This is a genomic window from Arthrobacter sp. TmtSoilC79 (genome assembly GCF_059739405.1).
The window spans coordinates 4,157,198-4,171,167 of sequence record NZ_AP046051.1 but is presented as its reverse complement, the minus strand read 5'-3'; the positions used below and the strand labels follow the sequence as shown (position 1 = coordinate 4,171,167).

At 61.8% G+C, this 13,970-nt stretch carries 12 protein-coding genes; 5 read left to right on the top strand and 7 right to left on the bottom strand.

From position 1 onward, the window contains the following. Positions 1 to 3 precede the first annotated feature (3 nt). Positions 4 to 1,116, bottom strand: a complete 1,113-nt coding sequence (locus AC6JA3_RS19065; protein ID WP_497920508.1) for a substrate-binding domain-containing protein — start codon at positions 1,114 to 1,116, stop codon at positions 4 to 6. A 176-nt stretch (positions 1,117 to 1,292) separates the two neighbouring features. Between AC6JA3_RS19065 and AC6JA3_RS19060 the strand changes: the two genes are divergently transcribed. Together AC6JA3_RS19060 and AC6JA3_RS19055 are read left to right on the top strand one after the other, a co-directional pair. Continuing rightward, positions 1,293 to 2,291, top strand: a complete 999-nt coding sequence (locus AC6JA3_RS19060; RefSeq protein ID WP_497920507.1) for a LacI family DNA-binding transcriptional regulator — start codon at positions 1,293 to 1,295, stop codon at positions 2,289 to 2,291. 63 nt (positions 2,292 to 2,354) lie between these two features. Beyond that, the gene (locus tag AC6JA3_RS19055) at positions 2,355 to 2,648 is read left to right on the top strand and encodes a putative quinol monooxygenase (RefSeq protein WP_497920506.1); all 294 of its coding nucleotides are present in this window, start codon (positions 2,355 to 2,357) and stop codon (positions 2,646 to 2,648) included. Between the two features lie 61 nt (positions 2,649 to 2,709). On the opposite strand, the gene AC6JA3_RS19050 is transcribed toward AC6JA3_RS19055, so the two are convergent. The 6 genes from AC6JA3_RS19050 to AC6JA3_RS19025 all read right to left on the bottom strand — a co-directional run bounded on the left by AC6JA3_RS19050 (position 2,710) and on the right by AC6JA3_RS19025 (position 10,025). Then, positions 2,710 to 5,337 (bottom strand): GH32 C-terminal domain-containing protein, encoded by a 2,628-nt coding sequence (locus tag AC6JA3_RS19050; RefSeq protein WP_497920505.1) that lies wholly within the window; start codon positions 5,335 to 5,337, stop codon positions 2,710 to 2,712. 235 nt (positions 5,338 to 5,572) lie between these two features. Beyond that, complete coding sequence (locus tag AC6JA3_RS19045) at positions 5,573 to 6,178, bottom strand: TetR/AcrR family transcriptional regulator (protein ID WP_026542285.1); 606 nt, start codon at positions 6,176 to 6,178, stop codon at positions 5,573 to 5,575. Positions 6,179 to 6,222: 44 nt separating this feature from the next. Further along, positions 6,223 to 6,981, bottom strand: a complete 759-nt coding sequence (locus AC6JA3_RS19040; protein ID WP_497920504.1) for a MerR family transcriptional regulator — start codon at positions 6,979 to 6,981, stop codon at positions 6,223 to 6,225. Between the two features lie 76 nt (positions 6,982 to 7,057). Then, positions 7,058 to 7,708 (bottom strand): PadR family transcriptional regulator, encoded by a 651-nt coding sequence (locus AC6JA3_RS19035; RefSeq protein ID WP_026542287.1) that lies wholly within the window; start codon positions 7,706 to 7,708, stop codon positions 7,058 to 7,060. A gap of 370 nt (positions 7,709 to 8,078) precedes the next feature. Further along, entirely contained in the window at positions 8,079 to 8,900 is an 822-nt protein-coding gene (gene nadE, locus AC6JA3_RS19030) for an NAD(+) synthase (RefSeq protein WP_026542288.1), read from the bottom strand. A gap of 105 nt (positions 8,901 to 9,005) precedes the next feature. Then, entirely contained in the window at positions 9,006 to 10,025 is a 1,020-nt protein-coding gene (locus AC6JA3_RS19025) for a LacI family DNA-binding transcriptional regulator (RefSeq protein ID WP_497920503.1), read from the bottom strand. A 229-nt stretch (positions 10,026 to 10,254) separates the two neighbouring features. Between AC6JA3_RS19025 and AC6JA3_RS19020 the strand changes: the two genes are divergently transcribed. From AC6JA3_RS19020 to AC6JA3_RS19010, 3 genes are all read left to right on the top strand, one after another. Further along, positions 10,255 to 11,100, top strand: coding sequence for a sugar phosphate isomerase/epimerase family protein (locus AC6JA3_RS19020; RefSeq protein ID WP_497920502.1), 846 nt, complete (start codon positions 10,255 to 10,257; stop codon positions 11,098 to 11,100). 46 nt (positions 11,101 to 11,146) lie between these two features. Further along, a complete protein-coding gene (locus tag AC6JA3_RS19015; RefSeq protein WP_497920501.1) occupies positions 11,147 to 12,154 on the top strand; it encodes a Gfo/Idh/MocA family protein in 1,008 nt (335 codons plus the stop codon). Positions 12,155 to 12,431: 277 nt separating this feature from the next. Further along, positions 12,432 to 13,970, top strand: coding sequence for an ABC transporter substrate-binding protein (locus AC6JA3_RS19010; protein ID WP_026548138.1), 1,539 nt, complete (start codon positions 12,432 to 12,434; stop codon positions 13,968 to 13,970).

Below are 13,970 nucleotides of genomic sequence, written 5' to 3'. Positions count from 1 at the left end.
GGGTTACTTGCCCCAGCAGATCTGGGATGCTTCGGTGGTGGTGATGCTCTTGACGCCATCGGCGGGCTTGTCAGTGACCAGCTCCACCCCGGTGTTGAAGAAGTCCAGGCCATCGGAGTTGGCCGGCTTTTTACCCGTCTTTGCCAGGTCAACAATTGCCTTTACGCCCAGCTCGGCCATCTTGACCGGGTACTGCTGCGCAGTTGCGCCGATCACGCCGGACTTGACGTTGTTTACGCCGGTGCAGCCGCCGTCAATGGAGACGATCAGGACATCCTTTTCCTTGCCGGCGGACTTCAGGGCCTCGAAGGCGCCAGCTGCAGCCGGCTCATTGATCGTGTAGACAACGTTGACATTGGGGTTCTTGGCCAGCAGGGTTTCCATTGCCGTACGTCCACCGTCTTCGGCGCCCTGGGATGCCTGGCTGCCGACGATCTCGTACTCGCCGCCCTTGCCGCCGGTGTATTTTCCGGCCTTGGCTTCGTCGCCGTTCTTCTTCTTATCCGCGGTGTCGATGCCCAGTCCGGTCAGGAAGCCTTGGTCGCGGTTGTAATCCACCGAGACCACCTTGTCGTCAAAGAGGTCAATGAGGGCGATGACGGCTTTCTTGCCCGCCAGTTGCTGAGCGGTCCACTTGCCGATCAGCTCGCCGGCGTTGAAGTTGTCCGTGGCGAAGGTGATGTCCGCGGCGTCGGCCGGGTCCGGGGGAGTGTCGAGCGCAATAACGAACAGGCCGGCGTCCTTGGCCTTCTTCAGGGCATCGACGACGGACGGGCCGTTGGGGGTGATGAGGATTCCCTTGTCACCCTTGGAAATAGCATTTTCAATAGCCTGGATCTGGGTGTCCTCGTCGCCGTCGGCCTTGCCAGCAGCAAGCTTGAGGTCGACGCCGTCGGCCTCTGCAGCCTTCTTCGCGCCATCCTGCATGGAAACGAAGAACGGGTTGGACGTGGTCTTGACGATCAGCGAAACGCCGATCTTTTCATCGGAGCCCCCACTGGCTGAAGGGGTGGAGCCGCCTCCGCAGGCTGTGAGGCTAAGTGCGCCGAGCGTCAGGACTGCGCCGGCGGCAAGAAGGCGGGTCCGGGCGGACTGCTTGACTGTGGAACTCAACATTGAAACTCCTGTTTTTGTGGCTGTTGGCGGCGCATCTTCTGCGGCTGACAACGTTGTCAGGTAACATGTAAGCAAGCTCACACGATAGAGTCAAGTATTAAATCAAGGTGAGGAGCAGCAAGTTGACAACGGTGTCTAATCGTTACCAACCGGATTCCGGGCGCAAGCGCCCAACGATGAAGAACGTGGCGGATCTTGCCGGCGTTGGGATCAAGACGGTCTCCCGCGTAGTCAACGACGAGCCGGGGGTCTCCGAGGCCACGCGGCAGCGCGTCATCCGGGCCACCGAACAACTGCAGTACCAATTGGACATCACCGCGGGCAGCCTCAAGCGTTCCGGACGCAAGACCCAGTCCATAGGCCTGCTGCTCCCGAGCGTGTCCAACCCGTTCAGTGGAGAAATCCACAGGGCCATGGAAGACGCCCTGGCTGTGCGCGGAATTGCCGTCTTCGCCGCCAGCCTGGATGACGATCCCGAGCGGGAGAAGAAGCTTATTTCAGCTTTCCTGGGCCGCAGGGTTGACGGGCTTGTCCTGACCACCATTGCCAAGAGCCAGGCCTACATGATCCCGGAGCACTCCCGGGACCTGCCACTGGTATTCATTGACCGTGAGCCGGCGGGTATCGAAGCTGACGCGGTAGTCACTGACAACGAAGTCGGTGCGGCAAACGCGGCGGCCCACCTCATCGAGCACGGACATACCCGGCTGGCCTACCTTGGTGACCGGACGGATATCCAGACTGCCGGGAAGCGCCGGACCGGATTCCTGGACGGCGTCGGGCGTGCAGGCATTTCCACCTCCGGTGTCGCAGTTCGGGAGAACCTGCACGATGAGGAAACCGCCTTTCGGGCCGCTCACGAACTACTCACCTCGGAAAACCCTCCGACGGCGATTTTCTCCAGTCAGAACCTGGTGACCTTTGGCGCAATGCGGGCCCTTAAAGCCCTTGGACTGCATCACAAGATTGCCCTCATCGGGTTCGATGATTTCACGCTGGCCGACATGATGGACCCCGGGATCACCGTGATCGCCCAGCACCCTGAACGCATCGGCAAGCTTGCAGCTGAGCGGATCCTTGCACGGATCGACGGCGACGCGAACCCCGCCCGGACCTATGTCATCCCCACCGAATTGATACAGCGTGGCTCCGGTGAAATCCGTCCCCTCAGCTGATCCGGACAAATACTCCTCCAGGCCAGAAAAACAATCCCACAGCAACCAAGTAAAGGACTGGCTATGACCAAAACACTGTATGCAGAGTTCACCGTCAAGGAAGGCAGTGAATCCCGCGTCGCGGAAATGATGGCTACGCTCACGGAGCACGTTCGGAACGAACCGGGGAACGTGATGTTCCTGCCTTACACGCGGGAAACCAACGCGCGCGAGTACTTTGTCTTCGAGGTCTACAAGGACGAGCAAGCATTCCAGGAGCACATCGGTGCCGATTACGGCCGGGAGTTCAATGCGGAACTGGCCGAACACATCGAAGGCAATGGCTCTGAGCTGACCTGGCTGAAACCACTGGCATAGCCATGATGCAAAGGAAGGCGGCCGGCAAATGCCGGCCGCCTTCTTTGTCATGCGGGGAGTGTTACTTCTTTCCCGGAAGGAACATCGATCCTTCCATGGGGGTCACGGTGAGGGACTTCAGCTGCGCACTTCCACCCTCCGCGAAGAGCGCCATCTTGTCCGCTCCGGGGTTGGGGAATACTTGATCGGTGATGGTCCGGAGGCCGTCACCAGCGAATACTTCCACCGATGAGCGGTCCACATACACCTGCAGGGTGACATTGCCCTTCTTGTCCAGGGTGACAGGGGCGTCCTCAACCGAAGGGAAGGCCGGATGGAAAGTGGTGTTTCCGGACTTTGTGCGGTCAACAAAGACTTTGCCGGTGCTGGAGTCGTAGCCGATGACGGTGGAGGAGTTGCCGTCGCCCAGTACTGTGATGCCTGACTTTTTCGCCGTGCCGGGCGCAAAAGTGAGGTCCACGCGTTGTACCTGACCTGATGTGGCCGCGGGCAGCGGGGTTGTTCCGGCCTTGATGGCGCCGCCCTTCTTGTCCGTGTAGCTGGGCTTTTTCGCGAGCTTGTCCACTTGCTTGACCACGTTTTGGGCCAGGCGTGGCCCGTCAGGTGTCTGGGTCAGCTGCACCTCCCGGGGCAGCGACATCGCACTGCGCCAAGGGTTGGTGGGGATGTTGTTGGCATAATCCCAGTTGTTCATCCAGCCGAGCATGACCCGCCTGTTATCGGGCATGTTGGAGAAGGACACTGCCGCGTAGTAGTCACGGCCGTAGTCCAGCCAGTCGTAGGACTCCAGCCGGGACTTGGCTGCCGTGGAGCTGGCCGTGAACTCGTCAGCGAGGATGTGCCCCCACCCGAATCTGTTGTTGTCGACCACCTTGATGTGTGCCTGTTGGCCAACGAATTCCTTCACATCCCATGAGGCCCAATCCAGGCTTTCACTGTCGTTGCCGGTGGTGCTACGGACAACTTGTCCGTTGACCACCAAGTTCACCGTCTCCTCGTCGGACCGGAGGACCGCGGCGGTGTCCGTAAACATGACGTGGTCAAGGGTCAGATGGCCCCACCCGCCCGTAGCTTGGTCAACGATCCGCAGTTGGGCATTCTGTCCCGCGAACTCCGAGACGTCCCAGCCTTTCCAGTTCAGCAATCCCGCGTTGTCACCGGCCAGGGAGCGGACCACATTGCCGTTGACGAGCAGCTGAACGGCCAGGGTCTGGCCGGAGTCCGCCGCACGGTTGCCGCCTCCCACCAGCATGGACATGAAGTTCTTTGTGATCGGGAAGGCGGGGGAGGTAAGGGTGCCCTGGCGGTCGTCGCCGGGCACGGCGCCGGTTTCGAACGTGTTGATTCTCTTGGCGCCGATGTAGTAATCCCCGCCGCTGGTGGCTGGCTGGAAATTGGGGGTCAGGTCGCCTGTTCCGGTCCAGCCGGCAGTGGCCAGCGTTGTGCCGTCGGGAACCTCGAAGCCGTCAAACTTCAACTCTCCCGGGGGCGGGGTGTTGTCCAGTTTGTCCGAGACGCGGGGGTGCTTGCCGCCGCCGACGAGGAAGTTCAGGTAGTCGTCGGTGACCGTAAACGTTGGTGACTGCATGGAACCCATGGGCCAATCGCCGTCGTTGAATGAGTTGATCAGCCCTGGTCCGGCGAATCCGGTCACTGGACTCTGCCCGGGCAGGGAGCCTGCAGCGGGAGCATCACCAAAAGGCCCGTTCTTCCAGTTGCCTGCCTCGTTGTTGAGGGCCCAGCCGTTATAGGTGCCGTCGTTGAAGCCTGCCAGGGGCGTGCCGGTCGGTGCCTCGGCCGCTGGCTCGGTGGTTTCGGAAGTGAAGGTGGTGCCGTCAAAGTTCCCCACGAAGTACTGACCGGCCGAGCCTCCGGCGACGCCGCCGGGGTTGATATTGACCACCATGACCCACTTGATGTTGTTCTTGTCCCCATCCACCGCCAGCGGGAACAGATCCGGACATTCCCACTGCCCGCCGGTGGCGTTGGCGGGCCCGAATTCGCTCAGGGCAGTCCAGTCCTTGAGGTTGCCGGACTTATAGAGGACAACCTTGTGATCCTGTGATTCGACAGCCGTCATGACCCAGTAGCCACCGCCGGACGGGTTGTCGTACCAGAACACCTTCGGGTCCCGGAAGTTGGCTGAATTGCGGTTCAGCACAGGGTTTCCCGAGTACTTGGTCCACGTCCGGCCATCATCGACGCTGTAGGCCAGGGACTGGGCCTGCAGGCCGCGGTACGGGGAAGGTTCCTTATAGGCGCTGGTGTAGATGGCTACCAGTGCCGGGTTTTCCTTGGTCCCGAAGCCCGATGTGTTGTCTTTATCAACCACTATGCTGCCGGAGAAGACGTCCTCCTGCGCATCCGTGGAGAGGGCAAGGGGCTGCTCCTCCCAGTGCACCAGGTCCTTCGAGGTCGCATGCCCCCATGACATATTTCCCCATGTGTTCCCGGAAGGGTTGTGCTGGTAGAACAGGTGGTAAACGCCCTTATGGAAAACCATCCCGTTGGGGTCGTTCATCCAATTCTTCGCGGGGGTGTAGTGGTAAGCAGGTCGAAACTCTTCGCTTCCCACTTCCGATGCCGCAGAGGCCGGAGCAACACCGGCCATGATGCCGGAAAGCGTCAGGCCCGCCAGCGTTAGCGCAGACGTCGCTGCCCGCACCCTATTCATCGTTGATTTAGTCATGGTCTTCCAGGCGCCCTTCATCGCGCGTGCCTATCCCCAAATAGACAACGTTGTCAGTGCTTGGAAAGCTACGATATGTCCGCTGGACAAGTCAACGGTCTAGGCGGTATTCGAATTTGATCCCAAGAAATAGAACGAGTTGGACAGCGTTGTCACCTCGGAATTGCCCATGGGCGCGCCTTGGAAGGCAGACGACGACGGCGGTGCTGCCGCCGTCGTCGTTTCTTCCGGAGGACTAAGACCCGGGCTGGTGCTGCGAAGGGGCGAAAGCAATCTCTTCGGTGCGGGCAATTCCGCGCTCGATTGCTGCCTTGTCGATCCCCAGGAGGGTGGTGAGCCACATCCCGTTCTGCACCACCACGATGTCGGCCGCCCGCTCCCGGCCCTCATCAGGTGACAGTCCGGGAATGGCATTGCCGATCAATGCCGCAAGCCCTTGCAGATACCTGTCAAAGGCTGCGGCGTTGATCCGGGCAAACTCCTCGTCGGCTTGGGCGAGGGCCCATAAGTGGAGGCGGAGTGAAAGGTACGGCGTGGTCAGGAGCCCCGGGTCGGCAACGCGACGAAGGGAGCCGCGGAGTTGTTCGTCCGGGGTTGAGGTAGGCGACGGCTCCACCAGCAGGAGGTCATGCTCTTCGATCTGGTGGAGCACCGCGCGGATCAAACTCGATTTGTCTTCGTAGTAGTAATTGACCAGCCCGAGTGCGACGCCGGCTTCACGTGCCACAGCCCGCATGTTGATGCCCGAAATGCCGTGGCGGGACAGCAGCTCCAGTGCCGCTTCGAGAATGCGCTTCTGTCTGTCTACCTGTTGGCCGGACTTCGCGGTGCTTGTACCCATTCCGCCACACTATTGCCTAACCCCGGTCACCGCATCCTGAGCGCCTAGAGGTTCTTTTCGGCATAGATCCGCAGGGCATCCCTGACGAATGACGCTCCCGTTTCCCCGCCGTAATTGGCCGCAAACCGGGGGTCCGCTACATACATTTCACCGAGTCCCGTGACGTAACCTTTGACGTCTCCGCCAGGTACCGCCGTCGGGGTTCCCGGGATGCCGCGGAGCCACTCGACGTGACGGCGAGCCAGGTCCTGCGCTTCGGCGCTGTCAGGTGCAACTCCGGACTCTGCTGCAGACATCCAGTCCGCGCCAAGCCTCTGGACGCGGTCCTTCCATTCCGTCTTTTGGTCTGCGCTCATCCCGCGCCACCATGAATCACTGGCGGCATAGGCGTCCTTGCCCCAGCGCTCCTCCACCTCGTCTTTGTACTGAGTGTGGTCGAAGCCGTCAAACATGTCCTGTGCCATGTACTTTCCATCCCCTTTCATTGTGTCGATGGTTTGCCGAACGGAGGCGATCTGCCGGGTCAGCCTGTCCTGCTCCTGTGCGAGCCAATCCAGATGGCTGCTCAGCGCTTTGACGGTGTCCGTCTCGCGATCCAGTACTTCGGCGATGGCCGGCAGGCCAAGTCCGAGTTCCCGGAGCAGGAGGATGCGCTGGAGCTGAACCAGCGCCGGACCGTCATAGTAGCGATAGCCGTTATGCCCGGTCCGGCTTGGTTTCAGCAGCCCGATGTCGTCGTAGTGACGCAGCGTGCGGCTGGTTGTTCCTGCGATCCTGGCGATTTCCTGGATTGACCAGTCCATGCGTCCCCCGTTCTGTGCTTGTACTTCGACAGTAGAGGTTGACGTTACGTCAAGGTCAAGAGGACCTCAGCAGGCATTAGTCGGCCAGGATCAGGTAGAGCGCCCGGCGGGTTTCGTCGAGCTTTTCGATCGCTGCCTGCCGCTGTTCCTCAGTAGCCGCTGAGCGGAACTGGTGGATGACTCCCATGAGCTTGCCGACGCTTTGGTGGAAGGCCGCCCCTGTTCCATCGGCCTCGGTGTTCCAGGCGTTGGCAAGTTCTTCCTCGTGCTCGGCGACGTAGGCCTTGCCGTCGTCAGTAAGCGTGAACTCGGTGCGGCGGCCTTCGCCGACGGCGACGATCAGTTCCTCGTCCACCAGCTGCTGCAGCGTGGGGTAGACCGAGCCGGGGCTGGGACGCCAGGCACCGGATGTCTTCTCCGCGATGGTCTTGATCAGGCCGTAGCCGTTGGACGGGGCCTCTGCCAGGAGCGAGAGGATCGCTGCCCGGACGTCGCCACGGTTGGCTCGACGTGAACCGCCGGGACCGAAGCCCCTTGGTCCGAAGCCGGGGCCAAAACCTGGGCCGAAACCGCCCGGACCGAAGCCCGGACCAAATCCGCCACCACCGTGACCGCCCGGACCGCGCCGGCCTTTGCCTCGATTGAAGCGGCCTCTGCCATGCCCGTGTTCGGGATGTCCGTGGTCGTGCTCAGGGAATGAGTTGTTGTTTTCGTTGATGCCTTTCATAGCAGCATCGTCCTTTCGGTTGTGAATCACCGAAGAAGTATCGGCGATAGTTAACGATATATCGGTAACTATCGGGACGTCAAGAGCTGAGCGTGGGGAAGTGGGTGGGGGATGTGCGAGAGGGTTGGCCGGAGGGGTGGGGGATGTGCGAGAGGGTTGGCCGGAGGGGTGGGGGATGTGCGAGAGGGTTGGCCGGAGGGGTGGGGGATGTGCGAGAGGGTTGGCCGGAGGGGTGGGGGATGTGCGAGAGGGTTTGTTAAAGCACGACGGCGGGTGCGGACTTCCGTACGGAAGCCGGCACCCGCCGTCGTGGTTTGTCAGCGCGGTGGTTCTGAACGCGGTGGTTCTGAATGCGGTGGTTTTGGTGCGCCTATTTCCACCAGGTATCAAAGATGGTCACTGGAACGGTGCGCTTGTGGCGCGTCCGGAGGTACTTCTGTTCGATGAGTTCGGCCACTGCGTCGGTGACGTCGCGCCCCTCGAGGTAGTCGTCGATCTGGTCGTAGGTGATGCCGAGCTCGTCTTCGTCGGTGCGGCCGGGCTTGTCGTCCAAGAGGTCGGCGGTGGGAACCTTCTGCCATAGGCGGGCGGGAGCGCCCAATTCGGCAAGGAGGGTCCGGTTCTGGCGCTTGTTCAGGCCGAACAGCGGAAGGATGTCGGCACCGCCGTCGCCGTACTTGGTGAAGAAGCCCGTGACGGACTCGGCGCCGTGATCGGTACCGATCACCAGGTAATTGTGTTCGCCGGCCAAAGCGTACTGCGCGATCATGCGGGCACGGGCCTTGGTGTTGCCCTTATGGAAGTCTGAAATTTCGGCGCCGGTGGTCTTCTGGAATTCGTCCTCGAAACCGTCAACGGCGGGGGCGATGTTGAAGGTCCACTCGGTCTTGGCTTTGATGAAGTCCAGTGCGGCCTGGGCGTCGTCTTCGTCGTGCTGGACGCCGTAGGGGAGCCGGACAGCCACGAAGTTCGCTTCCACGCCGTCGGCCTGGAGCTCCTCGACTGCCAGCTGTGCCAAGCGCCCGGCAAGGGTTGAATCAAGGCCTCCGGAGATACCCAGGACAAAGCCCTTGGTGCCGGTTGCCTTGACGTAATCCTTCAGGAAGGCAACCCGTTGCCGGATCTCCTCCGCGGGATCGATCCGGGGCTGGACGCCCATTTCTTCAATGATCTTTTCCTGGAGTTCGCGCATGGTCCAACACTAGTCAGCCGTGTCACGAACGCTCAACCATATTGCGCTGGTGATTCGGCTGCGCTGATGATTCGCTCAGGTGGAGGAGACGGGCGGCGATTCACCCTAAGTGGTGGGCACGGGACCCGTTGAGCCCCGGACCGTGAGGTGGGTGGGCATGACGGAGCGGTTCCGGTTCCCGCCCCCGGCGAGTGGATTCAACTGGGCCAGCAGCATGGACACAGCCACCCGGCCGGCCTGCTCAATGGGCGAGCTCATGGTGGTCAGCGGCGGATTGCAGAAATCCGCCCCGAAGATGTCGTCACAGCCCACGATGCTCATGTCCTCGGGCACCCGGAGGCCGCGTTCGCGGAGCCGTTGCAGCATGCCAATGGCAATGAGGTCGTTGAAGACGATGCATGCAGTGACCCCGCTGTGGACGGCGGCGTCGGCCGCGGCTGCGCCTGATTGGGTCTTGGGCGCGAACGGTCCAAGCCGGCGGACCTCGACTCCGCGTTCCTCCGCGGCTGCGGAGAGTGCGTCCCATCGCCGGGCGCTGGACTGGGACACGGCCGGACCGGAGACATAGGCAACGGATGTGTGGCCCCAGGAAATCAGGTGGTCCAGGGCTTGTGGCATGGCCGAGGGGGTGTCGATGATGACTGCCGGGACGCCGTCGACGTCGCGGTTGACGGTGACCATCGGCATCAGGGCGGCGGCAGCGGCAAGCGAGTCGTCGTTGAGTCGCGATGCTGCCACAATGACGCCGTCGGCGCTCTTGCGCAGCTGCTCCAGCGTGCTCGCCTCAACTTCGTCCGATTCCTCGGTATCCACCAGCAACTGCGTGTAACCGGCGGCCTTGAGCTGCAACTGGGTACCGCGGATGAGGTCGAAGTAGAAGGGGTTGGTGATATCCGGAACCAGGACGCCAACAGCTCCGGTCTTCCCCGAACTCAAGGCTTTCGCCTGGGAGTTCGGCGTGTAGTTGAGTTCGACGGCGGCAGCCTGGATCCGCTCCCGGGTGCGGATATTGACGCGCTCAGGATTGGCGAGGGCCCGTGAAACAGTGGACGCCGCAACGCCGCACAGCGCAGCGATGTCATGGATGGTGGCAGGCCGGCCTGTCGCCATGGGTTGCGTCGCCATGGGCGTTCCTCTCTGAACAGCAAACATGGGCGTTCCTTCCGGAACGACAAAAGATCATCCGGCTGTGACCACTGCCACACCGTGGGTCAAGAATGCCACAGCTTGGCCGAATATGGCAATCGGTTGTCAACTTCGTGCCAAGATGGCTAAACTCGTGGGGACAAGACACTCCTGTGAACTGCGTCACCGTGCTCCGGCCGGTGGCATCACGGGCTACCTAGGAGAATTCGTGACCCACCCCCAAGCCGTGTGGAGCCTGTCCGGTTTCGGCGACGAAGTAGATCCAGATCCCTCTGTCCAGGCCGCTGTGCTGCTGGCCCTCGGCGCAGTTCACATTGAAGTCCGCAGCGCCTGGGGCACCAATGTGTCCGAGCTGGAGCCTGATGCTGTCCACCGACTCAAGGAAATACTGGACCAGAACGGACTCAAGGTCTCGGCCGTGGCCAGCCCCATCGGCAAAGTGGATGTCAGCCTGCCAGTGGAGCACGAACTCACCCGGCTCCGCCAGATCATCTCCGTCGCCAAAGCCCTGGACACCCAGTACGTCCGCATCTTCTCCTTCTACCGCGGTGAGGACCAGAGCCAGGAAGAGGTCCGGGATGCCGTGATGGAACGGATGACCGCCTTGGCCTCTGAAGCGGAGGCCAGCGGCGTGGTTCTGCTGCACGAAAACGAAAAGGGCATCTACGGCGATACCCCTGAACGAGTCCTGGACATCATGGAAACAGTTGGCTCGCCGGCGTTGCGGGTCGCCTGGGACAACGCCAACTTCGTCCAGGTAGGCGTCAAGCCGTACACCGAGGGCTATGCACTGCTCCGCCCCTACCTTGAATACCTGCAGGTCAAGGATGCGATCGCCACTACAGGCGAAGTTGTTCCCTCCGGCGAAGGCGACGGCGAACTGGACGCCACCATTGCTGCCCTCGCAGCCGATGGCTACACCGGCTTCGCTTCCCTGGAGCCTCATCTGGCCAGCGCCCACGAACTCGGCGGATACTCCGGCCCGGTGGCGTTCGGCATCGCAGCCCGGGCCTTTGCCGGCCTGGCAAGCAAGAGCGGCGTGACCCTGGCCTGACGGCCGGCCCCCAACAATTCAGCATCATCCTTCGAAGGAGCAGGACATGCCTACAGCGGCAGTTATCGGTTGCGGCGACATCTCGACCGTCCATTTCCAGGCACTATCGGCGTTGGGGGACGTGGAGTTGGTGGCCGTTTGCGACACCGACCCCGAAAGGCTGGAAGCGGCGGCAGCCACCCATGGCGTCCCCGGCTACGCGGACTACCTGGACATGATCCAGAAGGTGCGTCCCGACGTCGTCCATGTCTGTACACCGCACCACCTCCATGCCTCGGTGGCGGCTGACTGCCTGGAGCGCGGCGTCAACGTGATCGTCGAAAAGCCGCTGGCCCATACGCTGGAGGAGGGGCGGCGGCTGGTCGAGGTGGCCGAACGCAGTCCGGCGAGGATCGGCGTCTGCTTCCAGAACCGCTACAACGCGACGTCGCAAGCAATGCATGAACTGCTCGACGGCGGCACGTTGGGTCAGGTGGTCGGCGCCTCGGCAACCGTGATGTGGCACCGGGACGGCAGCTACTACCGCAGCCGCCCATGGCGCGGCACCTGGGCTGAAGGCGGGGGTGGCCTGATGATGAACCAGGCCATCCACACGGTAGACCTGCTCCAATGGCTGGTAGGTGATGTAGCCAAAGTGGAGGGCCACGCCTCTACGCGCTCGCTGGGTGGAGTGATCGAAGTGGAAGACACTGCCGAGTTCGTTGCCGAGCACGTCAACGGTGCGCGGAGCGTTTTCTACGCGACCCTGGCCAACGCCGCCAACGCTCCGGTGACCTTGGACATCGTTACCGAGAAGGCGACGCTCAGCCTGCGGGGCGACCTCACTGTGACCTATGCGGACGGAAGGGTTGACGTCATCCAGGAGCGGGTGGCGGAAACCGGTGGAAGGTCGTACTGGGGCGTATCCCATGAGCTGCTGATCGCCGACTTCTACGCAACGCTGGGGGAGCCGGGCCAGTTCTGGATCAACCCTGCCGAGGCAGGCAAGTCCTTGGGCATCATCAAGGACATTTACGCGCAGAGCTACCCGGACATGCTGGACCGGGTGGGCTGAGGCAACCGCAGCCAACCCCAGCCAACCCAGCTAACCCAGCAAAAACCGCGTAAAAACGCCTGAAATCCAAGGATTTCGCGCCGTTTTCACCCCACCACGGTGATGAATCCAGACGTCCCGCCCCGACGTTTGGCAACAATATAAGAAACTTTTGACAATCGGTTGCCAAGACCAGGCAAAGTCCGTACTGTAAATCCCACACCCAATAAAAATGTGGTCCAGGCCACACACTCCAAGCTCTGACTCGCATCAGGCAAAGACTCAGTAGGAGCCGACAATGAAGTTAGGTCCCAAGGCGGCAGCAGCCGCCATCGTCCTTAGCGCCTCCCTGGCGCTCACCGCATGTGGTGGCGGGGGTGCCGGCGCCGGAAATGGCTCCACTGCCGGCAGCAAAACCGTCACGGCCCTGACCCTGGGCACCCTTCGGGACCTCACCTCATGGGATCCGGCACAGGCCCACGTCGGCCACGCACTCCAGCCCTACCAAGCAGCTTATGATTCCCTGATCCTCCGCGAACCGGACGGCAAGCTCAGCCCCATGCTCGCCACCGCGTGGAAGTACAACGACACCAACACCAAGCTCACCGTTGACCTCCGCACGGACGTTACTTTCAGCGACGGAGCCAAGTTCGACGCCGCTGCGGCCAAGGCGAACATGGACCACTTCAAGAAGGCCAACGGTCCGCAGATGGCCCAGCTGAGCTCAGTCTCCGACGTCGCCGTGGTGGATGCCGACACGATCGACATCAACCTCACCGCACCCGAGCCCGCCCTGGAATTCTTCCTCAGCCAGGCTGCAGGCCTGATGGGAAGCCCCGCCGCACTGGGAACCGACGCCATCAAGACCGTTCCCGTAGGTTCCGGCCCTTACGTGATGGACAAGGCAGCCTCGGTGAAGGACTCCCAGTCCGTGTTCACCGCCCGCGAGGATTACTGGAACAAGGACCTCCAGAAGTTCAAGAAGCTCACGCTCAAGATCCTCCTCGATCCCACGGCCCGCACCAACGCCTTGGTGTCCGGCCAGATTGACGCCACCCTGCTGGATCCCAAGAACGGCAAGCAGGCCGAGGGCGCCAAAATGAAGCTTGAAACCAACCAGGTTGACTGGTCCGGCCTGCTTCTGCTGGACCGCGACGGTACCAAAAACCCGGCACTGGCCAACGTCAAGGTCCGCCAGGCCATCAACCACGCCTTTGACCGTAAGACCATCCTGGACCAGGTCATGCTGGGACAGGGCACTCCCACCTCGCAGCCGTTCGGCAAGGACAGTGGTGCCTGGACCGAGGAGCTGGAGAACTACTACAGCTACGATCCCGAGAAGGCCAAGCAGCTCCTGAAGGAGTCCGGCTTCGAGGGCAAGGTCAGCATCGACGTTCCCACCCTCCCCGGTGGTGAAACCCTGATCTCGGTCATGAAGCAGCAACTGGCAGATGTTGGCATCACCCTGAACCCGGGTGCGGCAATCACCAACACCTTCACCTCCGATGTTGCCGCCCAGAAGTACCCGGCACTCTTCTACAACCTCTTCCAGGGACAGCCCACCGTGGCGATCGACCAGATCGTCTCCACCAAGGCCCTCTACAACCCGTTCAAGACCACCAGCCCGGAACTGGAGGCCAAGATCGCCGCCGTGCGCACCGGTGGTGCGGATGCCGGCAAGCTGGCCCAGGAAGTGAACAAATATGTGGTGGAACAGGCTTGGTTCGCCCCGCTGTTCCGTGTGAACCAGATGTACTACCACAACGACAAAGTGAACGTCACGCCGCAGGTCCAGCAGGCCGTTCCGTCCATCTACAACTACTCGCCCGCCAAGTAG